17 protein-coding genes are annotated in these 23,290 nt (G+C 63.6%); 3 read left to right on the forward strand and 14 right to left on the reverse strand.

Annotated elements, in window-relative coordinates:
• Nucleotides 1-221: 221 nt before the first annotated feature.
• Nucleotides 222-2,135: a chemotaxis protein CheA gene (locus tag AC56LW_RS02870; RefSeq protein ID WP_499631425.1), complete on the reverse strand. Its 1,914-nt coding sequence runs from the start codon at nt 2,133-2,135 to the stop codon at nt 222-224.
• Entirely contained in the window at nt 2,135-3,022 is an 888-nt protein-coding gene (locus AC56LW_RS02875; RefSeq protein ID WP_499631428.1) for a protein phosphatase CheZ, read from the reverse strand. The genes AC56LW_RS02870 and AC56LW_RS02875 overlap by 1 nt, the downstream gene beginning before the upstream one ends.
• A 385-nt stretch (nt 3,023-3,407) precedes the next feature.
• Between AC56LW_RS02875 and AC56LW_RS02880 the strand changes: the two genes are divergently transcribed.
• The 3 genes from AC56LW_RS02880 (at nt 3,408) to AC56LW_RS02890 (ending at nt 5,875) form a co-directional block, all read left to right on the forward strand.
• Nucleotides 3,408-3,872 (forward strand): universal stress protein, encoded by a 465-nt coding sequence (locus AC56LW_RS02880; RefSeq protein WP_332531539.1) that lies wholly within the window; start codon nt 3,408-3,410, stop codon nt 3,870-3,872.
• Nucleotides 3,873-4,012: 140 nt separating this feature from the next.
• Complete coding sequence (locus tag AC56LW_RS02885; RefSeq protein WP_183555538.1) at nt 4,013-4,657, forward strand: response regulator; 645 nt, start codon at nt 4,013-4,015, stop codon at nt 4,655-4,657.
• Between the two features lie 423 nt (nt 4,658-5,080).
• Nucleotides 5,081-5,875 carry a Crp/Fnr family transcriptional regulator gene (locus AC56LW_RS02890; protein ID WP_258835976.1) on the forward strand — a complete coding sequence of 265 codons (795 nt, stop codon included), beginning with the start codon at nt 5,081-5,083 and terminating at the stop codon, nt 5,873-5,875.
• 68 nt (nt 5,876-5,943) lie between these two features.
• Here AC56LW_RS02890 and AC56LW_RS02895 read toward each other — a convergent pair whose 3' ends face one another.
• The 12 genes from AC56LW_RS02895 to AC56LW_RS02950 form a co-directional block, all read right to left on the reverse strand.
• Nucleotides 5,944-6,696 carry a hypothetical protein gene (locus tag AC56LW_RS02895; protein WP_499631432.1) on the reverse strand — a complete coding sequence of 251 codons (753 nt, stop codon included), beginning with the start codon at nt 6,694-6,696 and terminating at the stop codon, nt 5,944-5,946.
• Between the two features lie 83 nt (nt 6,697-6,779).
• A complete protein-coding gene (gene pdeM, locus AC56LW_RS02900; RefSeq protein ID WP_499631434.1) occupies nt 6,780-7,430 on the reverse strand; it encodes a ligase-associated DNA damage response endonuclease PdeM in 651 nt (216 codons plus the stop codon).
• A complete protein-coding gene (locus AC56LW_RS02905; RefSeq protein ID WP_499631437.1) occupies nt 7,427-9,886 on the reverse strand; it encodes a ligase-associated DNA damage response DEXH box helicase in 2,460 nt (819 codons plus the stop codon). Before AC56LW_RS02905 ends, pdeM begins: the two co-directional genes overlap by 4 nt.
• A complete protein-coding gene (locus AC56LW_RS02910; RefSeq protein ID WP_499631440.1) occupies nt 9,883-11,517 on the reverse strand; it encodes an ATP-dependent DNA ligase in 1,635 nt (544 codons plus the stop codon). The genes AC56LW_RS02905 and AC56LW_RS02910 overlap by 4 nt, the downstream gene beginning before the upstream one ends.
• On the reverse strand, nt 11,510-12,568 hold the full coding sequence (locus tag AC56LW_RS02915) for a ligase-associated DNA damage response exonuclease (RefSeq protein ID WP_499631443.1): 1,059 nt from the start codon (nt 12,566-12,568) through the stop codon (nt 11,510-11,512). The genes AC56LW_RS02910 and AC56LW_RS02915 overlap by 8 nt, the downstream gene beginning before the upstream one ends.
• An 8-nt stretch (nt 12,569-12,576) precedes the next feature.
• Nucleotides 12,577-14,283, reverse strand: coding sequence for a RecQ family ATP-dependent DNA helicase (locus AC56LW_RS02920; RefSeq protein WP_499631446.1), 1,707 nt, complete (start codon nt 14,281-14,283; stop codon nt 12,577-12,579).
• Between the two features lie 461 nt (nt 14,284-14,744).
• Nucleotides 14,745-16,319: an alkyl hydroperoxide reductase subunit F gene (ahpF, locus tag AC56LW_RS02925; RefSeq protein WP_258835174.1), complete on the reverse strand. Its 1,575-nt coding sequence runs from the start codon at nt 16,317-16,319 to the stop codon at nt 14,745-14,747.
• 100 nt (nt 16,320-16,419) lie between these two features.
• The gene (ahpC, locus tag AC56LW_RS02930; RefSeq protein ID WP_499580383.1) at nt 16,420-16,983 is read right to left on the reverse strand and encodes an alkyl hydroperoxide reductase subunit C; all 564 of its coding nucleotides are present in this window, start codon (nt 16,981-16,983) and stop codon (nt 16,420-16,422) included.
• 147 nt (nt 16,984-17,130) lie between these two features.
• Complete coding sequence (locus tag AC56LW_RS02935) at nt 17,131-18,333, reverse strand: hybrid sensor histidine kinase/response regulator (protein WP_332531532.1); 1,203 nt, start codon at nt 18,331-18,333, stop codon at nt 17,131-17,133.
• Entirely contained in the window at nt 18,330-18,935 is a 606-nt protein-coding gene (locus tag AC56LW_RS02940) for a chemotaxis protein CheB (protein WP_332531531.1), read from the reverse strand. Before AC56LW_RS02940 ends, AC56LW_RS02935 begins: the two co-directional genes overlap by 4 nt.
• The gene (locus tag AC56LW_RS02945) at nt 18,932-19,723 is read right to left on the reverse strand and encodes a CheR family methyltransferase (protein ID WP_258835977.1); all 792 of its coding nucleotides are present in this window, start codon (nt 19,721-19,723) and stop codon (nt 18,932-18,934) included. Before AC56LW_RS02945 ends, AC56LW_RS02940 begins: the two co-directional genes overlap by 4 nt.
• Nucleotides 19,724-19,758: 35 nt before the next feature.
• A complete protein-coding gene (locus AC56LW_RS02950; protein WP_499631451.1) occupies nt 19,759-23,277 on the reverse strand; it encodes a response regulator in 3,519 nt (1,172 codons plus the stop codon).
• Between the last annotated feature and the right edge of the window lie 13 nt (nt 23,278-23,290).

Here is a 23,290-nt window from a genome sequence, read left to right on the forward strand (position 1 = left end):
GCCGGGACAGGGTGCCCGGCAGCCGGGTTTTCGATTATGCCATAGTTGTGCTGTGGTGCACCATGCCGGGGCAGCGCATGTTTATGCCAAGGACCATAACATGTGGCAAATTAAGTTTGCAAGGGGTTTGCCATGCACAAATAAAAAAAGCCCGGATCAGTGACCCGGGCTTTTCTCTGCGCTTTTGCCGCCGCGTGGCGGTGGCACTGCGTAATGCAACGTTATGCTGCCAGGCGCACGCTGCTGCGGCAGCCGTCCATCAGGAACGACAGGCCCACGACCAGCACCAGTTCGCCCTCGGCCGAACGCGCCGTGCCGGTGATGCCTTCGACGGACAATGCCGTCATCGGCTTGATCACCAGGTCGGCCGTGCCATCGACCGCTTCCATCGCCAGGATGTACGGTTGTGGTGCATTGATGACGATGCCGACCTTTTCGGAACCGGCCTCGTAGCCCAGCGCCAGCGCCAGCGAACGCACCGGCAGCGGACGGCCCTGGTCCTTCAGCACCGGGGCGCCGCCGACACAGGCGAATTCGTCCGGCAGTTCGACGACGCGCTCGACGACCGCCATCGGCAGCGCCAGTTGCGCGCCCGACGTCGACACCAGCATCGTCGGCACGATCGACAGTTCGATCGGCAGGCGGATCGCAAAACGTGTGCCCTTGCCCATCTGCGATTCGATGCGGATGGCGCCGCGGTTTTTTTCCACCGCCGTCTTGACCACGTCCATGCCCACGCCGCGGCCCGACACCGAGGAAGCGACTTCCTTGGTCGAGAAGCCCGGCAGGAACACCAGCTGGTAAGCGTCTTCATCGCTCTGGGCGCCGTTTTCGCCGATCAGGCCCTTGTCCATCGCGATCTTGCGCAGGCGGCTCGGGTCCATGCCCTTGCCGTCGTCCTGCAGCACGATCATGACGCTGTTGGCTTCCTGCCAGGCTTTCAGCAGGATGAAGGCCTTGGCCGGCTTGCCGTTGGCGACGCGGTCGGCAGGCGACTCGACACCGTGGTCCAGCGCATTACGCAGCATGTGCACGAGCGGATCGTACAGGCTGTCCACGACGACGCGGTCGACTTCGGTCTCGGCGCCTTCGATGGTCAGTTCGACGTCCTTGCCCAGGTCTTTGGCCAGCTCGCGCACGAGGCGCGGGAATTTCTGGAACAGGCGGCCCACCGGCTGCATGCGGGTGGCCAGTGTGGCGCGCTGCAGTTCGGCCGAATAGCGCGATGCGCGTTCCAGCGTTTCAGCCAGCGTGGCGATCAGCGTCGCAGCCTGGCCTTCGAACTTGAATTGCTGCAGGCGTTCGAGCAGCACGGCGGCCTGGTTCGCGGCCTGGACCGATTCGCCCGCCACTTCGAGCAGCGCGTCGAGCTTGACCGCATCGATGCGGATGCTTTCGTCCTTGGCCGGCGCGTTGGCGACCGGCTTGGTGTCATTGCGGCGTTCAGTGCCGTCCCAGCCTTTGCCGCCGGCTGCGGGAGTCGTCGTGGTGGCGACTGCCGTAGACGGGGTGGCGGCTGCGGGTGCGGCTTGGGCAACCGCTGGCGCTGGCGTTGTAACTGCAATCGTCGCGGCAGCAGCAACGGCAGGTGCACCGGCGATGGCGCTGGCGGCCGGGACCACCGTGTTGTACATGCCGACCCAGTCCAGGCCATCGTCGCCAACGACCGGCGCGGCCGTCGCGGCTACCACTGGCGCTTCCACGGGTGCTTGCACAACCGGCGCGGCGACTGGCGCCGGCGCGCTGTTGCCCTTGCCTTCGATCGCGTCCATCAGGATGCGTTCGAGATCGGCCGGCATCTGCGCCAGGCCTTCCGGCGGCGTGCCGTTGTTCAGGTCACCCAACTGGTCGGCCACGAAGCCCGATGCCTGCAGCGCTGCTTCGATCGCGATCGGCGTAACCGGCGCGGCGCCGGTGCGCAGCGCGTCGAACAGGTTCTCGGTCAGGTGGCAGGCTGCGACCAGCGCGGGCAAGCCCATGAAACCGGCGCCGCCCTTGATCGTGTGGAACGACCGGAACACCGCATTCAGGGTTTCCTTGTTGTCGGGATCGCGTTCGAGGCGCAACAGGTGCTCTTCGACATTGACCGCCAGATCCATCGCCTCGACGACGAAATCCTTCAGCATATCGTCCATTAGAATCCCAGATCGGCAAGTAGATCGTCAACGTTGTCCTGGTTCAGCGCCGCTTGCGGCACTGACGGGCCTTGCATCAGTGGTTCCGGTGTTGCCTGCTTCTGCGCCAGCTTTTCCTTGAGGTCAGGCGGTGCATTGTCGCGCAGCAGCTGGGCCAGCTCGCCCTCGACGGCCTGCGTGATCTTGACCACTTTCTTGATCAGTTGGCCGGTGATGTCCTGGAAGTCCTGGGCCATCATGATTTCGAGCAGGCGCGCCTTTTCGGCTTCGGTGGCCGCTGTCACGCTGGTGGCGAACTGGCGCGAGTCGCCGGCCAGCGCCTTGAATTCGTCCAGGCTCAGCTTGCCGTCGAACAGGTCGCCCCAGCGCAGTTCCATGTCTTTCGACTGTTTCGACAGCACGTCCTGCGCCGGCATGCCTTCGTCGAGCGTGTTCAGGACCTTGTTGGCAGCCTGTTCGGTCAGCGTGGCGACATACTCGAGGCGGTCCTGTGCGTCGACGATTTGCGACGAGGCTTCATTGAGCGCCTTGTCGTAGCCCAGTTCGCGCAGCGAGTCGTGCAGCAGGCGCACGATGCCGCCGAGGCGCTCGAACATGCCGCTGTTTTCGCCACCTTCTTCACCAGCGGCCGGGGTCGCGGTCGTGATTGCAGCGGCGCTCGACGGTGCAGCGGCAGCTGGTACAGCTGGTGCAGCGGGGGCAGTCGATGTGGCGGTAGCGGACACCTGGTCGAACAGCGAATCGAGGTCGTCCTCGTCGTTGCTGGCAGCGGCTGCCGGGGCAGGCGCTGCCACGGGGGCCGCGGAAGCAGGACTTGGCGAAGCGCTGGTGCGCTGCGCCGCCACTTCCTCGAATAGTGCGTCGAAATCGTCAGCGGCGTTGGTCATAATCCCTGCTTCTCCATAATATAAATTCGCAATCAGCTCTGCAATACTGGGGGTGTTGCGTCCACCGGGCCCGTCATTTCCGCGCCCATCGATGGGACTAGTGTTGCCTGCGAGTGTATCAGCGTGGTTGCCGTAGGTAAATCTAAGAGAAGGCAATGCAACAAAATGGGCGTGAAAACTTAGTTCCGCGACAATTAAAACGTGCAATTCCTGATCGTTTTTATATGCTTGGTGTTGTATTTTGTGATCGTGCTGTTGTTTTCCGTGAGAAAGTGTCGCATCCGGACGGTCACCTGACGTTTGAGCGAACTCAACACTTTGCGTTTTCAACACTGGCCATTCGGCATATGGTTGTCAGAATGGAGATGCCCTGAGGAGAATCATCATGTACCGAAAAATTTTGATTACAACCGACGGGTCCGCCGTCTCCCAGCACACCGCCTGCGCCGGCGTCAAGTTTGCCCAGCAACTGGGCGCCGAAGTGCTGGCCCTGTTCGTCGCGCCTGAGTACCAGTATCCGGTGTACGTCGAGATCATCCCGCCCTCGTATCCCAGCGAAGAAGAATATGTGGCCCAGATGCGCCGGATGGGCGAGGAGTACATGGGCAAGATCACGCGCTCCTGCGCGTCGGCCAATCTTGCGCACCGCTGCCTGACGGCGTTTTCGGATACGGCAGCGCTCAAGATCGTCGAGGTCGCCGAGCAGGAAGGCTGCGACCTGATCTTCATGGGTTCGCATGGCCGCAGCGGCTGGAACCAGTTACTGCTGGGCAGTGTCACGAACAAGGTGCTGTCGCATACCGCCAAACCGGTGCTGGTCCACCGGCTGATCGCCGAGCCCGCAGTCTGAACGGGACAACACCGTCTGCAATTCGCACCAAGGCATCCAGGGCAACCCGCAGTATTGATAGCAGGACTTACCCCGGGAAACGTGTTTAACTGAACAACGGTTTTCGGGGTAGGAAACCTCTTAATGTGTGAGGAATCGACATGGTCAGAATTGTCATCGCGGACGATCACACGATCATGCGCGAAGGTCTCAAACGTATCCTGGAGGGCGCCGAAGAAGTTGACATTGTCGGCGAAGCAACCAATGGGTTCGAGGTGCTGGCGCTGGTGCGCCAGGGCGGTTTCGACCTGCTGCTGCTCGACTTGTCGATGCCAGGGCGCAGTGGTGTCGACCTGATCCGCCAGGTGCGCAGCGAAGCGCCCAAACTGGCCATTCTCATCCTCACGATGCACGAAGAAGAGCAATACGCCGTGCGCGCGATCCGGGCTGGCGCCCAGGGGTATCTGACGAAGGAAAGCGCGGGCACGCAGTTGGTGGGCGCCATCCGCAAGGTGGCTTCGGGGCGCCCCTATATCAGTACCGAGGTCGCAGAGCAATTGGCCCTGAATATCATGGCCCCAAGCGAGCAATTGCTTCACAAGCAGTTATCCGACCGCGAATTTGAGGTATTTTCCCATCTCGTGGGTGGGAAATCGATTACCGAGATCGCCAACGGCCTGCATCTTTCCGTCAAGACGGTGAGCACCCACAAAACCCGCATCATGCAGAAAATGGGCATGAGTTCGCTCTCGGAAATGGTGCAATACGCCGTAGCGCACCGCCTGCTCTCGCCAATGAAAGCTTGACTACGGCGGGTTCATGACCTCACGCCGACCTCCCGATCCGATGTTGCGCAACAACTGCACCCACGAACTAGTTTGTTCAAAAACAAAGTTCTGACCTTCCGGTTTCACCCCTCCGTCAGTCGGGCAACGCCGCTTGCCAGTAGGAATTGTCCTACAACCCCACCATCTGTCCTACCTACATTTTCAGGCAACGCTGATAGTCGTGCCGGGCTCGTGTTGGCATACTGAATTCGCCGCTTTGACTTGCTCGCGATCCAAGTCACAGCGTCAGCCGCTAGCAATCAATGGCACGGCAGATGTGCGTCAACTTCGGCTGTGCCGCCGGGGTCGCCTCAAACCCTGAGTTTCTCACCGGAGAAGAGCATGCAGTCTCAGCCACCGTCAGAACCACGCAACGCCAACCAGCCGACCCTGCATTCCCCGATGGAGGCCGGTCGCCAGCGCCAGGGCCGACTCTGGTCCAACCTCAAGGAAGTCTGCGACCTGCTGCGTATCCAGGCCAGCGTTTCGGTAAGCTCCGAAGAACTGTTGTTCCAGCACGTACAGTTCAAGACCGGCCAGCGTGTCCACACGATCGGCCAGGCCTTCGACACCTTGTACATCGTCAACTCGGGCTTTCTCAAGACCGTGCTGATCGATGAATTCGGCAACGAGCAGGTGCTCAGCTTTCCGATGAAGGGCGACATGCTTGGCGTCGACGGCATCCACACGCGCCACTATGCGTCCGAGGCGGTGGCCCTGTCTGACTGCGACCTGATCCTGCTGCCCTTCAAGAAACTGACGGCGCTGGGCCGCGTGCACAACGAGCTCGAGAACATGATGTACGGCGTCATGAGCCGCGAGCTGGTGCGTGAACAAACGATGATCGGCATGCTCGGCGCCCTGTCGGCCGAGGCGCGCGTGGCACGCTTTCTCGTGTCACTGGCCGACCGCTTCGCCGCGATGGGCTACTCGAGCAAGCTGTTCAACCTGCGCATGACCCGCCACGAAATCGGCAGCTACCTGGGCCTCACGCTGGAAACCGTCAGCCGCACGCTGTCGGCCTTCAACGAGATCGGCATGATCACCGTCGACCAGCGCACCATCGGCATCAAGGATGCCGAATCGCTCAAGACGCTGCGCCGCCTGCCCCCATCGCGATCACGCACGAAGGCAAGCGCCAAGCAAAAGGCCGAGCTCGATCAATCGGGCGACGATCAGGTGCTGGCCACGGCCTGAAACCCGTCCGCCCAATGACAACGCCCGCCAGTGATGGCGGGCGTTGTCATTGGTGCGTACGGTCCGGATTACTCTTGCTTGTCGAGCGTCAGCACGCCGTCGTTGACACGCACGCGGTCGCCGTTCCGGTAGCCCGGATTGTTGGCGAACTCCAGCACCTGCGTCGTGTCGGTCGTATTCATGCGCACCGTGACGCGGAAATACTGGCGCGCCGTGGCGTCACTGGCCAATGGCCGTGGATTGGGCAAGGCGCCCTGCACGGTCTCCACTTTCTCGATGATGCCGCAACTGGTGCAGTAGCGGGCCACACGCGGGCGCTCGGTCGTGCGCGGGGCTGGCGGTGGCGCCGCGCCGGGTGCGGCGGCGGCGATACGGGAATCCTTGGTGGCCAGCTGGCGCGTGTCGTCCGCAGCCTGGGCCACATCACCCCGCACGAGCGATTCGCGCAGCACGCTCGTGGCGACCTCGTTCCCCATGCGCAGCTCGGCGGTCACGCGACTGTCGGCCTTCAGGCGGTCACGCGTGCCGATCACGTACGAACCCGTGTACTGGCCGGGTTCGACTTCGGTCAGATGCAGCGCACGGTTCGCGCCATCCAGGTTCAGCGTGGCGTTTCCACCGGGCGTACCGTACAGGTCGAACTGCAGGCGGACACCCTGGTCGAGCCGCGCGACTTCTTCGACATTGAAACCATTGATGGCTGGCGTGGCGGTGCGGGTTTGCGGCGCAGACTGCGCCAGAGCGCTGCCGCTGGCGGTCAACAGTACCGTGGCTGGCGCCATGGCGGCGGCGATGGTGCACATCATGAGGCGTAGTTTCATTGGCGTTCTCCTGGCATCAGCGGATCAATGGCCGACCTTACGCCTACGATCGCCCCTGGTCGGTACGCTGACGTACGCAGCCGCTAGCCGACGCCGTGCACCATGTCGCCCGAGGTCACATAGATACGGTCGCCCGGCCCCGGCTTGACCGCGTGGCCGCCCGTGAACGCGCCGAACGATGGCAGGAGCAGGCCCTGCGTACCGACGACAAAGCATGGCAGGCGCAGCGCATCGAAGCGCGTGGCCAGCACGTACACCGGATGCACGTGGCCGGCCAGGCCATAGCCCGCCGCATCGACGCCCGGATGGTGGCAAAACGCAAACGGCCCGATCGCATGCGGCTCGTCGACCAGCTCGATGCCCAGCGCCTCGGCCGGGTCACCCGCGTGCAGGTCGTGATTGCCGCGCACGAGCGTCAGGGCGAGGTCGGGATGGCGCCCGCGCCAGGCCAGCATCGCCAGCTGGGTCGAACTGGCATGGGCTGCGCGCGCATGCAGGAAGTCGCCGAGGAACGCGACGTGGCGCGCGTCGTGCTGCGCGACCAGTGCGTCGAGGCCGGCCAGGTTTTCCGACGTGGTCCCGCGCGGCACCGGCACGCCCAGCGAGCGAAACGCCGCCGCCTTGCCGAAGTGGATGTCGGCCACGATCAGCATGTGCTGGGCCGGCCAGTAGACGGCCTTCTCGGGCAACAGCAGCAGCGTCTCGCCCGCCACCTGGATGGTCGCATGGGTCATGCGGCCGCCTTTTCGAGTTCGCGCACCATGCGCGCGACACGGTCGCTCAGTTTCTCGGTGCTGACCTTTTCGCGGAAGCGCTCGACCATCAGCGCGAAGCCGAACGGCGTGGCGCGCTTGACCTCGCGGTAGGCAACGCGGCGCGCGTGCAGCTCGAGCAGCGTGTCGCGCAGGCGCGTCAGTTCCAGCTCCTGCTCCATCACTTCGCGCTCGGCCTGCGTGAGCAGCAGATTACCCGCGTCGTGCTTGCGGAACACCTCGAAGAACAGCGACGACGACGCCTGCAACTGCCGGTTCGATTTCGGCTGGCCCGGATAACCCTGGAACACGAGCCCCGCGATGCGCGCGACTTCGCGAAAGCGCTGCTGCGACAACTGCGTCGCATTCAGGCTGTCGATGACGTCTTCGAGCAGGCGCTCAGTGTCGAACAGCGCCACGCCCGCCCCGGTGGACGCGGCGAACATGCCTGCCCAGTCCACCGGCTCGGGCGACATCAGTTCGAAGCCGTAGTCGTTGATCGCAATCGAGAACGTGATCGGCTGCACGCGCCCGACGCGAAACGCCATCAGCGAGGCCAGGCCCATGTGCACCGAACGCCCGGCGAACGGGTACACGAACAGGTGATACCCTTCGCGGCTCTTCATCGATTCGAGCACCAGCGTCTCACTGGTGGGCAGCGCCGACCAGCGCTGCTGGATCTCGATCAGCGGCGCCAGCGCGCGCATCTCGGGGCCATCGAACACACCCGTATCGGCCAGCCGCAATTCTTCCAGCGCAGCGTGCGCGAGTTCGTTCGACATCGGCATCTTGGCGCCCTGCCAGCGCGCGATGGCGCCGCGCGTGCCGGTCGCGCGCCGCACGAACGCCGTCAGCTCGTGCACCCGCACGAATTCGAGGATGCGTCCGCCGAACAGGAAACGGTCGCCCGGTTTGAGACGCGAAATGAACGATTCCTCGACGCTGCCGATGCGCCCGCCCGACATGTACTTCACCTGGATCGTCGCATCGGACATGATGGTGCCGATGCTCATCCGGTGCCGGCGGCCGATCGCGGCATCGGGCACGCGGTACACGCCCTCCTCGTCCGGCAGAACGCGCCGGTATTCGGGATACACGGTCAGGCTCTGACCGCCACGCGCGACAAAGTCGAGCGCCCATTGCCACTCTTCCTGCGTCAGGTGCCGGTACGACCAGGCCTGGCGTACTTCGTCATACAGTTCGTCGGAGCGAAAGCCGCCACCCAGCGCCACCGTCACGATGTGCTGGACCAGCACGTCGAACGGCTTGTTGGGCACGTAGCGGCCCTCGATACGGCGCGCCGCCACCGCCTTGCGCGCGCCTGCGGCTTCCAGCAATTCGAGGCTGTTGGTCGGCACCAGCGTCACGCGCGAAACGCGCCCCGGCGCGTGGCCGCTGCGGCCCGCGCGTTGCAAGAGGCGCGCCACGCCCTTGGCGCTGCCGATCTGCAACACGCGCTCGACCGGCAGAAAATCCACGCCCAGGTCCAGGCTCGCCGTGCAGATGACGGCCTTGAGGATGCCGCTTTTCAGGCCAAGTTCCACCCACTCGCGCACCTCGCGATCAAGGGAGCCATGGTGCAGCGCGATCACGCCGGCCCAGTCGGGCCGCGCCTCGAGGATGTTCTGGTACCAGATCTCGGACTGCGAACGGGTGTTGGTAAACACGAGCGTCGCCTCGTGTTTTTCGATCTCTTCGATCACGGGCTGCAGCATCTGCAGGCCCAGGTGCCCGCCCCAGGGAAAGCGCGAGACATTCTCGGGAATCAGGGAATCGACGACGATCTTCTTGCGCGTGTCGCCCTCGACCAGCACGCCCGCGTCCGCGCCCAGCAAGACCTGGCGCGCCAGGTCGAGGTTGCCCATCGTCGCCGACACGCCCCAGACCAGGAGCTCGGACCGCCAGCGCCGCAGCCGCGCCAGCGCCAGTTGCACCTGCACGCCGCGCTTGCTGCCCATCAGTTCGTGCCACTCGTCGACGATGATCATGTCGAGGTTGCGGAACTGCTCGAGCGCCGCAGCGTTGCTGATCATGAGCGTCAGGCTTTCGGGCGTCGTCACCAGCGTGGCCGGCATGCTGCGCGTCTGGCGCGCCCGTTCGCTGGCTTTCGTGTCGCCCGTGCGCGCGCCGATGCGCCACTCGGGCATCAGCTCGGCGGCGGAGTCTTCGAGCGCGCGCTGGGTATCTGCCGCCAAGGCTCGCATCGGCGTGATCCACAGCACACGCAGGCCCGCCTTGTTGCGCCCCGACGCCAGCCCCGCGCGCTGCAGCGCCGCGAACCAGACGGCAAACGTCTTGCCGGCGCCGGTGTTCGCATGCAGCAGGCCCGATTCACCCTTGAGCGCCGCTTTCCAGACATTGCGCTGGAACGGGAACACCGTCCAGCCACGTCCGGCGAACCACGCGTCGACCCGATCCTTGACTTCATTGCGACTCATGCCGTGGCCGCCTCCAGCAAACCCTTCAGCGTGTCGAGCGTGTCGGCTTCCTCGACCGGTTTGTCGGTGCGTCGGCGCAGGATGCGCGGGAAGCGCACCGCGATACCGGCCTTGTGGCGTGGCGAGAGCGCAATGCCCTCGAAGCCAATCTCGAACACCATTGTCGGCTTCACCGACCGCACCGGCCCGAACTTCTCGATCGTCGTGCGCCGGATGACATTATCAACCTGCCCGATCTCGGCATCGGTCAGGCCCGAATACGCTTTCGCGAACGGCACCAGCTTGCGTTCGTCACCCTCCCCGTCCCACACGGCGAACGTATAGTCGGTGTACAGCGACGCGCGCCGCCCGCTGCCTGGCTGCGCATACAGCAGCACCGCATCGATGGCGTACGGATCGATTTTCCACTTCCACCAGATGCCGACATCCTTCGTGCGTCCGACGCCATACTGCGCCGTGCGCGCCTTCAGCATCATGCCCTCGACGCTGCGCGCACGCGAGCCGGCGCGCAGTTCGGCCAGCGCTTCCCAGCTGTCGGCTTCGACCACTGGCGACAGGCGCAACTGGCGCTGATCGAGCTTGGCCACTTCGACTTCCAGCAGCGCGCGCCGCTCGTGCTGCGGCAAGCCGCGCAGGTCGACGCCGTCTAGTTCGAGCAGGTCATAACAGCACAGCACCGCCGGCAGTTCGGCCAGCAGCTTGGCGGACAAGGTCTTGCGGCCGATGCGCTTTTGCAGGTCAGCGAACGGCGACGGCATTGCCGCATCGGGCTGCCAGATCAGCACTTCACCATCGAGCACCATCCCATCCGGCAGGCGCGCTGCGGCCAACTCGGGGAACCGCTCGGTGATCAGGTCTTCGCCGCGCGACCACAGGAAACTCTGGCCGTCGCGCCGCACGAGTTGCGCGCGGATGCCGTCGTACTTCCATTCGACGATCCAGTCAGATGGCTGACCCAGGCTCGCCGGTTCGGCCGCCAGCTGGTGCGACAGGAAGAACGGGTACGGCTGCCCGCCGCGCAGCTTGTGTTCTTCAGCCGATTGCTCGGCGATCAGTTGCAAAAAGCCAGCCGCCGTCGGTTTCACGCGGCCATCGGTCCAGCCCATCAGGCGCTGGGCAATGAGTTTGCTGTCCACTGCCGCAATGGCGGCGAGCGCGCGCGTGACGAGCAGGCGCGAGACGCCCACGCGGAAACCGCCGCCAATCAGCTTGACGAGCAGGAAGCGCTCGCGCCAGTCGAGCTCATTCCAGTAGCCGAACAACGCTTCGCGAATGCGGCCCGGATCGGCGCCGCGCAACGGGCCGATGCGCTCTTCCATCCACTCGGCGAGGCCAACGTCGGAGCGTTCGGTCGGTGGTGGCAGGATGTGCGCGATGGTTTCGGCGAAGTCGCCCACGGCCGCATACGATTCATCGAACAGCCACTCGTCCAGCACGGCGTACTCGATGGCGTACTGGCGCAGCAACTTGGTCGGCACCGCCTGGCGCGGCTTGCCGCCGGCCAGGAAGTACACGGCCCACGCGGCATTCTCGGGCGCGGCGTTGGAAAAATATGCCTGCAGCGCTTCGAGCTTGCGGGTGGTCGACGTGGTCTCGTCGAGATCGGCGTACAGGCGGGCGAATTCACGCATCGGCCGCTCCTGCTGTCTTTTCGGGAGCAACCGGTTCCTTTGGCGCGCCATCGGATGCGGCCTCGCCTGCCTCTTCATCGCCGTACTCGGTCTCGAAGCCGGATGCCTCCAGCCCGTTCTGGTTCAACCAGCGCACGAGCGTCGGGATCGAGCCGTGCGTGACGATCACGCGCTCGGCTTCCGTCGCCTTGATGGCGCTCATCAAGCCAGGCCAGTCGGCGTGGTCCGACAGCACGAAGCCGCGATCGACGCCGCGCCGGCGCCGCGCGCCGCGCAACAACATCCAGCCGCTGGCGAAGGCATCGCTGTAGTCGCCGAAGCGCTTCATCCAGGTCGAGCCACTGGCGGACGGCGGCGCGATCACCATCGCGCGCCGCAGCAGTGCCTTTTCGACCTCGGTCACCAGCACGGTCGGTGGAATGTCGACACCTTCGGCGCGGTACGCCCGGTTGAGCGGCTCCACCGAACCGTGGCAGACGATCGTGCCGATGCTCGCGTCCAGGCCCGCCAGGATGCGCTGCGCCTTGCCGAACGAGTACGCGAATACCACGCTGCAACGCCCCTCGTCGGCATTCTTGCGCCACCAGGCGTTGATCTCCGCCATCAACTCGGCTTCGGGTTGCCAGCGGTAGATCGGCAGCCCGAAGGTGGATTCGGTAATGAAGGTGTCGCAGCGCACGGGCTCGAACGGCGCGCAGGTTTTATCGGGCTCGACCTTGTAGTCGCCCGATGCGACCCAGACTTCACCGCCAACTTCCATGCGTACCTGCGCCGAGCCCAGCACGTGGCCGGCCGGATGCAGCGAAATCTTCACGCCGTTGTGCGTCACCGACTGGCCGTATTCCATCGCATCGACCGTGATGTCGCCCAGGCGCGACTTGAGTACACCAATGCCGGGCGCAGCGGCCAGGTAGTGGCCGTGACCAACGCGTGCATGGTCGCCATGCGCGTGCGTGATCACGGCGCGCGGCACCGGGCGCCATGGATCGATATAGAAATCACCCGGTACGCAGTACAGGCCCTCCTTGCGGACAACGACCATGTCTCCCATGGCCATCCTTACGCCGGGGTGAGGAAGTCGACCATGAAGGTCCGGCTTTCTCCATCGGCAAAATCGAGCGTGATCTGGTCGCCGGCGACAGCAGTCACGACACCCTCGCCATACTTGGCCGAGCAGGCGCGCGCACCCACGGCGAACTTCGGCGCCGGCACGTCGGCCACCGGCTCGTGGTCGAACTCGTCGTCACGAATCTCGATGCCTTCGGTCAGCGACAGCGCCGGCGGGTTGAGGCAGTTGTCGCACTTGCAGCAGTGCTGGAAGCCTGCCACCTTGTCATCGAAATAGTCGAGGATCAGCTTCCAGCGGCAGAAACCGCTGACGGCGTAGCTGACCATTTGCTCGAGCGCGTGCTTGTCGTGTTCCTGCTTCTGAACGTACACGGCAGCGAGCTTGTCGAAGATGCCGGGCTTTGGCTCGGCGCTGGCGGCGGTGTATTCGAGCTTGCGGTTCTGGCGAATGAGCTTGGCATCCTTGAGCAGCTTGATGCAGACCTTGATGCTCGAGTCAGCCAGATCGGCCAGCGCTTCGTCCAGGCGCGCCGGCGTGACCGGACCGGTATCGCCCAGTCCACGCACGGTGCAATGCACCAGTTGCAGCTCCTGCGCGCACGGGTAGTGCTTCATCAGGAAGAACTGCTGCAGGCGCTTGTCGTCCCGCAGGTACAGCAGCGTGCAGGTGGCATCCAGACCGTCGCGCCCGGCGCGGCCGGATTCCTGGTAATACGATTCGAGATTCGGCGGAATCTGCAGGTGGATCACGAAGCGCGTGTCGCACTTGTCGATGCCCATGCCGAATGCATTGGTCGCGACCATCACGCGGCGCTCGCCGTCCATGAACAGGTCCTGGTTCTGCTTGCGCTCGGCGGCCGGCAGTTTGCCGTGGTAAATGGTGACCGATTCGCCCGCTTCTTCGAGCACGGCCAGCATGTCTTCCGCCGCCTTGACGGTAGCGGCGTAGACGATGCCGACGCCTTCGGATGCCTGCACCAGCCGCAGCGCGGCCTGGTATTTCTCGGCCACGCTCGTGACCTGCTGCACGGCGTAGTGCAGGTTCGGGCGGTACACGCCGGTGTTGATGACATTGAGCTTGCGGCCCAGCTGCTTGTTGATGTCGGCGACGACTTCGTCAGTGGCAGTGGCCGTCAGTGCCAGCACCGGTGGGCGGCCGATCGCTTCGATGGCAGCGCCCAGGCCGATATAGGCCGGGCGGAAATCGTGGCCCCACTGCGAGATGCAGTGCGCCTCGTCGATGACGACGATGTCGAGCGTGACCTTCTGCAGCGTCGCGATGAACTCGGGCGAGACCATGCGCTCTGGCGTGCAGAACACGATCTCGCAGGTTTCCTGCTCGATCGCCGCGATGGCCGCATGTTCTTCTTCGGCGTTCAGGCAGCTGTTGACCTGCACCGCACGCACGCCGATCTCTTCGAGCTTCTCGAGCTGGTCTTTCATCAGCGAGATCAGTGGCGAGACGACGACCGTGATCCCTTCAAGCATCTTGGCCGGTATCTGATAGCACAGCGATTTGCCGCCACCCGTGGGCATGATCGCCAGCGTGTCCTTGCCATCAAGGACGCTGTCAATCACGCGTTGCTGGCCGTCGCGCAGCCTGGCGATGCCGAAGACACCGTCGAGAAGGCGCTGGATGGAGTGGCGACGCACGGCCATGAGGCCGCGGTGCATGAGGGTGGGGTCGTGTCGTGTCATGGTGATATCGACTGTAGGTTGGCCGCCCCGACTCGACTATAGGACGCCACCTACTTGCGGCGTAGGAGCCCCACCTTCCAAAAATATTGTCGATTAGATCTCAATTGTGCGACACAAATTCCCAAGAAGGTTTAGTCCTACAGCACGACGGAGTATTTACCGATGCCCAAGGCGAATTTGGCGACTTAAGATGTAATCCACATTCACAGTACTGCCACCACCCAGGAGATTTACCATGCGCCGCCACCCAATGACCTGGACTGCTGTCCATCTGGCCCTCGCCAGCGCTGCCACCTGGTTCTTGCTGGAGTCGGGCGCCATCTCCTCGACGGTACTGTTCTCGCTGCACTAAATAAAAAACGCCATCTTCCACTGGGAAGACGGCGTTCATTTTCATTGCGAGCAAGCCTGTCGGCTCGCTCCAATTGTTTCCAGGGCAGGCCTTTCGGCCCGCCCTCACATCAAGCAGCTTTCTGCTCGTCCTCTTCCAGTTCCACCGGCTGGCGGATCAGGTAGTCAAACGCTGCCAGCGATGCTTTCGCACCCTCACCCACCGCAATCACGATCTGCTTGAACGGCACCGTCGTCACGTCGCCAGCGGCAAACACGCCCGGCATCGAGGTGTGGCCACGGGCATCGACTTCGATTTCGCCGTGCGCCGACAGATCGATCGAACCCTTCAGGAATTCCGAATTCGGGATCAGGCCGATCTGGACGAACACGCCTTCCAGGTCGATCCGGTGGATGGCGCCGGTGTTGCGATCCTTGTAGCTCAGGCCGTTGACGATCTTGCCGTCACCGTGGATCTCGGTCGTCTGCGCCGACTTGATCACTTTCACGTTCGGCAGCGAGGTCAACTTGCGCTGCAGGACCGCATCGGCGCGCAACTCGTTGCCGAATTCGATCAGCGTGACTTCCTTGACCAGGCCAGCCAGGTCGATCGCCGCTTCCACGCCCGAGTTACCGCCGCCGATCACCGACACGCGCTTGCCCTTGAACAGCGGACCGTCGCAGTGCGGGCAGTACGCCACGCCGTGGTTCTTGTACTCTTTTTCGCCCGGCACATTGATCTCGCGCCAGCGGGCGCCCGTGGCAATGATCACCGATTTCGATTTCAGCACCGCACCGCTCTCGGTGTGGACTTCGATCAGGCTGCCGCCCACCACTTTGCTGGCGCGCTGCGTGTTCATGATGTCGACGTCATAATCCTTGACGTGTTCTTCCAGCGCGACGGCGAACTTCGGACCATCGGTTGCCTTGAGCGACACATAGTTTTCGATCGCCAGCGTATCGAGCACCTGGCCGCCGAAACGGTCAGCCAGCACGCCGGTACGGATGCCCTTACGGGCGGCATAGATTGCCGCAGCCGCGCCGGCAGGCCCGCCGCCGACGATCAGCACGTCAAACGCTTCTTTCTCGCTCAGTGCCGCCGCTTTTTTCGCGCCGCCGCTCACGTCGATCTTCGACAGGATCTCTTCGACGCTGGTGCGGCCCTGGCCGAAATGCTGGCCATTCAGGAACATCATCGGCACGGCAAGGATCTGCTTGCTTTCAACTTCCTGCTTGAAGACACCGCCATCGATCGTCACGACCTTGATGCGCGGGTTGATCACCGACATCGTGTTCAGTGCCTGCACGACTTCCGGGCAGTTGTGGCACGACAGCGAGATGTAGGTTTCAAAAACATAGTCACCATCCAGGGCAGCGATCTGGTCGATGACCGCCTGCTCCAGCTTGATGGTGTGGCCACCCACGTGCAGCAGTGCCAGCACGAGGGAGGTAAATTCATGGCCCAACGGGATGCCGGCGAAACGCACGCCGATATCGGTGCCGACGCGGTTGATCGCGAACGACGGGGTGCGCTCGTTGGCTTCCTGGCGCACGGTAATCTTGTTGCTCAGCTCTGCGATTTCACGCAGCAGCTCATCCATTTCGCGCGCTTTCGGCGAATCATCCAAGGATGCAACCAGCTCGATCGGCTGCACCACTTTTTCCAGATAGGCTTGCAACTGTTTCTTGAGGGTCGCGTCAAGCATGATGGTTTCCTTAAACTCTTTGAATCAATAAATGGAGGGCGATAAAAGCACCGGGCCGCCGCAGCGGCCCGGTCAGGGGGCTACCAGACTACCGCGTTACTTAGATCTTGCCGACCAGGTCCAGCGATGGGGTCAGGGTGTCAGCGCCTTCGGTCCACTTGGCTGGGCAGACTTCGCCTGGGTGAGCAGCGACGTACTGGGCAGCTTTGACTTTGCGCATCAGTTCCGATGCGTCGCGGCCGATGCCGTTGTCATGCACTTCCATGACCTTGATCTGGCCTTCTGGATTGATGACGAAGGTACCGCGCAGTGCCATGCCTTCTTCTTCGATCATGACTTCAAAGTTGCGCGACAGGGTGCCGGTCGGGTCGCCGATCAGCGGGTAGTTCACTTTCTTGATGGCGTCCGAGGTGTCGTGCCATGCCTTGTGAGCGAAGTGGCTGTCGGTCGAGACGCCGTATACGTTCACGCCCAGCTTTTCGAATTCAGGCTGGAACGAGGCCAGATCTTCCAGTTCGGTTGGGCAGACGAAGGTAAAGTCGGCCGGGTAGAACATCACCACCGACCAGGTGCCCTTGAAGTTTTCTTCGGTCAGGTCGATGAATTTGCCATTCGCGTAGGCGGTGGCTTTGAACGGTTTGATCTGGGTATTGATAAGGGACATGTATTCTCCTGATTTGTGGTGGATGAAACGTATGACAAGCAGTGTACCGCTCAGCTCGTCTTTTGGGAAATTGATTGATTGGATACTGTTGATTGATTTTGGCTATCACGCAGACGACAGCATGCCGGTTGGCCCACGGCTACGCCGTCAGGCACAGACCGGCACTGCGGTACATGGCAACATCAGGCTGAAGGTCGAACCCTCACCGGCAACGCTCGTGACCCGCAACTCGCCGCTGTGCGAGATCGCCAGCTGGCGCGAAATATACAGGCCCAGCCCCAGGCCCTTCGGCTCGCCGTTGCGGGCGCCGCGTTCGTAAGGCTCGAAAATGCGCTCCAGGTCGCCTGGGGCAATGCCCTTTCCGCTGTCACGCACATCGATCCGCACGCACTCGCCGACCTGCTCGACACTGACTTCCACCGGCTGGCCGCCGCCATAGCGCAGCGCATTGGTGAGCAGGTTGACGATCACCTGCTCGACGCGGAACTCGTCCCAGCAGCCACTGACCGGATCATGCGGGCGCAAGGTCAGCGAACTGCCCGTCGTGGCTGCCTGCAGCGACAGATCGCTGACGACGCGTTCCAGCAGCGTCATCAACTGAACCTGCGTTGGCCGGATCGACAGCTTGCCGCTACGCATGCGCGAGACATCCAGCATGTCATCGATCAGGCGGATCATCGACTTGATCTGGCGCTCGTCGCGCTGGACCATCGCTTCCATCTGCTGCGGCGCGAACGCGGCCGCATTGCCGCGCTTGATCTGCAGGCTGCGCATCTGGGTTTCCAAAAACAGCGTATTGAGCGGCGTGCGCAATTCGTGCGCGACGAGCGACATGAATTCGTCGCGCATCTTGAGCGAGCGTTGTAGCTCCTGCTGGGTTTGGTTCAGCTCGCGCAGCAAGGTTTCCTGCTCTTGCCGGCTGCGCTCGAGCGCCAGCATCTGGCGCCGCGTCTCACGGCGCTGCTGGTCGAGCGCGACGAACACGGCGACCTTGCTGCGCACCGCGCCCGGATCGATCGGCTTGTAGAGAAAGTCGACCGCGCCGTTCTCATAGCCCTTGAAGGCGTAGTCGAGCTCGCGCCCGGCCGCCGAAACGAAGACGATCGGGATATGGCGAGTGCGCGACGTCGAGCGCATTACTTCGGCCAGTTCAAAGCCGTTCATGCCCGGCATCTGCACGTCGAGGATGGCCAGCGCGAATTCGTGCTCAAGCAGCAAGGCCAGCGCGGCGTCGCCGGAATTGGCCTGGTGAATCACGCGCTGGTCGTGGCGCAGTAGCGCCTCGAGGGCCTGCAGGTTCTCGGGCAAGTCGTCGACGATCAGGATTTTGCTTAATTCATGGGCGCTCATGGGGTCTCCAACAGGGGTAGCGCGGCGCGAATATCGGCCAGCGGCAATACCAGGTGTGGTGCGCAGCGCCGGATGGCTTCTCTCGGCATCGTACTGGCGTGCGCTTCTTCAGGATCCTGGACAATGGTCAGTCCGCCGTGTTCGCGGATACTGCACATCCCTTCGGCGCCATCAAAGTTGGCGCCGGTCAATAGTATACCTGTCATTGCCGGTCCATACACGCTGGCGGTCGATTCCATCAGGACATCAATCGACGGCCGGGCGTACTGGACAGGCGCTTCGCAGCTGAGCGAAAAGCTGCGGTCCTGCTCGATCGACAGATGGTACCCCGAGCCGGCAAAATACACGACACCCGGTTCGATCGGCGCCTTGTCGCGTGCTTCGCGCACCGGGAGCATCACGCGCGCATCGAACAGTTCGGCCAGCCGGCTTTCACGGTCGCCCGGCACGTGCAGGATGCAGACCACGGCTGGCGTGTAGCCCGGCTGCAGCGACGGCAGCAAGCTCAGCAGCGCATCGACGCCGCCGGCCGAGCCGCCAATCAACACCAGCTCGATGCGCCGCTTGCCCAGCGCCGCTGCCACCTGTTCGTTCAGGCTCATGGCACGGCCTTGCGATACACCCGTTCCCGACGCGCCAGCGGCTCGAAACGTCCGGCGTAGCTGGAAAAGTCGATGCTTTCCTTGCTGCCCAGGCCCAGAAAACCCCGGTAGCACAGCGATTCATGGAACAGCCCGAACACGCGGTCCTGCAGCGTGCGGTTAAAGTAGATCAGCACGTTGCGGCAGCTGACGAAGTGCGTTTCCGAAAACACGGTGTCGGTCGACAGGCTGTGATCGGCAAAGGTCACGTTCTCGATCAGGCTGCGCTCGAACAGCGCGCCGCCGTAGGCCGCCGTGTAATAGTCCGAAAACGCGGCCTTGCCGCCGGATTTCTGGTAATTCTCGGTGTACAGGCGCATGCGGTCGATCGGGTACACGCCGCGCCGGGCCGTCTCGAGCGACTTCGGATTGATATCGGTCGCGTAGATGATGCTGCGTTCCAGCAGCCCTTCTTCTTTCAAGAGGATCGCCAGCGAATAGACTTCTTCGCCCGTGCTGCAGCCGGCCACCCAGATCTTGAGCGACGGGTAGGTCTTGAGGAACGGCGCCACCTGCTCGCGCACGGCCCTGAAGTACTCCGGGTCGCGGAACATCTCGGTAACGGGAATCGTCAGGTATTGCAGCAGCTGGGCAAAGCCGTTCGGATCGTGCAGCACGCGCGACTGCAGCTCCGAGACGGTATTGCACCCCATCTCGCGCATGGCCACCAGCACGCGGCGCTTTTGCGACGCGCCGGTATAGTCGCGGAAATCATAGTTGTATTTCAGGTAGACGGCTTCGACGAGCATCCGCAGCTCGATGTCGAAGTCGCTCGGCGTATGGCTCAAATGCGCTCCAGGGTCGGCATCCAGACCCGCAACAGGGAGTACAGGCGGGACAGGTCAATCGGCTTGGCCAGGTAATCGTTGGCGCCGGCGGCCAGGCATTGTTCCTGGTCGTCCTTCATCGCCTTGGCCGTGATGGCGATGATCGGGAGGCGGTCGAAGCGGCCGTCGGCGCGGATGCGGCGCGTCGCTTCCATGCCGTCCATCCCCGGCATCATGATGTCCATCAGCACCAGGTCGATGCCCGGCACTTCATCGAGTTTTGCAATCGCTTCGAAGCCGTTGCGGCCCACTTCGACCTTCGCGCCGCGCTGTTCGAGCGCCGCGGTCAGTGCGAACACATTGCGCACGTCGTCGTCCACCAGCAGGATCGTGCGGCCTTCGAACACGCGGTCGCGCCCGCGCACGGCCTTGAGCATGCTCTGGCGCTCGGTCGACAGTTCTGATTCGACCTTGTGCAGGAACAGCGTGACTTCGTCGAGCAGGCGCTCGGGCGAACGGGCGCCCTTGATGATGATCGAGCGCGAGTAGCGCAGCAGCTGCGCCTCTTCGTCGCGTGTCAGGTTGCGGCCCGTGTAGACAATCACGGGCGGGAACGAACACAGCTCTTCGTGCGACATGCGCTCGAGCAGCTCGCCACCCTGCATGTCGGGCAGCTTCAGGTCGATGACCATGCAGTCGAAGATCTCGGCGCGCAGCAGATTGAGCGCTTCGTTGGCCGTGCCCACCGCCGAGATCTGCACGTCGTCGTCGGCGATCAGCGCCACGACGCTCTCGCGCTGGCGTTCGTCGTCCTCGACCAGCAGCACGCGCTTGATCTTCTGCGCCGACTTCTCTTGCAGCTTGCGGAACACTTCTTCGAGTTCTTCGCGGCTCGCAGGCTTGAGCGCATAGCCGATCGCGCCCAGGTGCAGCGCCTCGCCGCCGTTCTCGATGCTGGAAATGATGTGCACCGGGATGTGGCGCGTGGCCGGATTGTCCTTCAGTTGCTGCAGTACGGTCAGGCCCGAGCGGTCGGGCAGGCGCACGTCGAGCAGCACGGCGTCGGGCCGCTGGCTGATCGCCAGCGCCAGACCTTCTTCGGCGCTCATCGCCACCAGGCAGCGGTAATCGAGCTCGCGCGCCAGGTCGTACAGGATGCGCGCGAACGCCATTTCGTCCTCGACCACCAGCACGCTGCGGCGGCCATCGGCCGGGCGATCGCGGTCATCCGGGAAGCTTTCGTAGTGGTCGGTCACGACCGGTGCGGGCGCGGGCGCCGGTGCAGGTGCCGGTGCGGGCACGGCGGCGCGGACCACCGGGGCTGGCGCATGGTACGGCTGTGCACTGGTCACCACGGGGGCCGACATGGACGAGGCAGACGAGAGCTGGGAATCCGGCAGGCGCTGCGGCAGCGTCAGCGTAAACACACTGCCCTCGTTCGGCGCACTCGAGACGGAAATGCCGCCGCCCAGCAGGCGCGTGAGGTCACGCGAAATCGACAGGCCCAGGCCCGTGCCGCCAAAGCGGCGGCTGGTGGTGCCGTCGGCCTGGTGGAAGGCGTCGAAAATCTTGTCCTGCTGGTCGGGTGCGATGCCGATCCCGCTGTCCTGCACGCGGAACGCGACGGCGCCATCGGACGTCGTGAGCACCGACAGCGTGACAGCGCCCGCGTCGGTGAACTTGACGGCGTTCGACAGCAGGTTCTTGAGGATCTGCTCCATGCGCTGGCGGTCGGTGTTGATCGCTGCCGGCACGTCGGGCGCCACGTCGATGCGGAACTCGAGCGACTTCTGACGCGCAAGCGGCTCGAACGTGCGCGCCAGGCCTTCGACGACGCGCCGCACCGGCACGTCTTCGGGCACCAGTTCGAGCTTGCCCGCTTCGACCTTCGAGATATCCAGAATGTCGTTGATCAGGTGCAGCAGGTCGTTGCCGGCCGAATAGATGGTTTGCGCGAAGCGCACTTGCTCGTCGCTCAGGTTGCCCGGCGTATTGTCGGACAGCAGCTTGGCCAGAATCAGCGAGCTGTTCAGCGGCGTGCGCAGCTCATGCGACATATTGGCCAGGAACTCGGACTTGTAGCGGCTGGCGCTTTCCAGCTCCACGGCGCGCTGCTGCAACTGCTCCTGCGCCGACTGCAGCGCCGAATTCTTCATGTCCAGGTTCAGGGCCTGCTCGGCCAGCTGGTCGTTGGTGGTGCGCAGCTCGGCCTGCTGGTTTTCCAGCGCCGACTGCGATTCTTCCAGTGCGCGCGACTGCTCTTCGAGCTCTTCGTTGGCGGTGCGCAGCTCTTCCTGCTGGACTTGCAGTTCTTCGTTGAGCGTCTGGCTTTCTTCGAGCGAATCCTGCAGGCGCTGGCGATACAGCACGGCCGCCATGGCCGCGCCCACCGCCTGCGCGATGAAGCCGAGGAATTCGCGGTCGCGCAGTTCCACCGGACGCAGGAAGGCGATCTCGAACACGCCCTTGACCTTGCCATGGTTGTAGAACGGCGCGATGATCAGCGCGCGCGGGGGGGTCTCGCCCAGGCTCGAGCCGACCTTCATGTAGCCGGGCGGCAGTTCGTCCAGCACCATGAGGCGGTTCTCCTGCGCCGCCTGGCTGGCCAGCGAGGCGCCAGGCTGGATGAATTCGGCGCGTTCGGACGGGGTGTGGTTGAAGCCATACGCGCCGATGCGGCGCAGCACGCCGTCTTCGCTGCGTACGTACATCGCACCCACGACACCGTCGAGGTACTTGACGACGTACGGCAGCACCGCCTCGGCCAGTGGCTCGAGGTGGTGGATGCCGGCGCTGCGCACGGTCAGTTCGTTCTGGCCGGTACGGAGCCACTCCTGATGGCGCAGTTTTTCATTGTGCTCGGCTTCGTGGCCCAGCACTTCGTTGTAGGTATTGGACAGCGTCATCAGCTGGCGCCGGCCGAAGATGGCCAGGCCGCCACCCACCAGCGCGGAGAGCAGCAGGAACAGCGCCACCGACCAGAAGGTCGTGTTGCGCGCATTGTCGCTGCGCTCCTGCAGCAGCCGGGCCTCGGCCGCCAGCACCAGGTCGAAATTGCGGCGCATCTCGTCGGTGAGCAGCCGACCGCGGCCACTTCTGACCGCGTCGATGTAGGCCAGGTCATTGGCCCGGCGCCGCGCGATCATCTCGTCGGCGAATGTTTCCCACTGTTTCTGGACCTGCGAAATGCGCTTGATGCGCTCGGCCTGCGCGCCATTGTCCTTGACCAGATCTTCCAGCGTATCGAGGCTGCTGCCCATCCGCTGCGCCGACAGCAGGTACGGCGTCAGGAATTCTTCATCGCCCGCCAGCAGATAGCCGCGCATGCCGGCTTCCATCTCGGCCGACAGCTTGCGGATCTCGTGCGCGTTGCCGATCACCTTCTGGGAGTGCTCGACCCAGGTCAGGTTATTGATCAGGTACGCGATGATGCCAACGAACACGACCGCACTGACAATGCTCATGCCTAACGGCAGCGCGACATTGCGGGAAAGGATGCGGCGAAACGCGCTGTTATCGATGTTTGGACCGGGCATGCCTGTTGTTCTG

The sequence above is a fragment of the Telluria sp. LT2P80 genome (assembly GCF_059685955.1).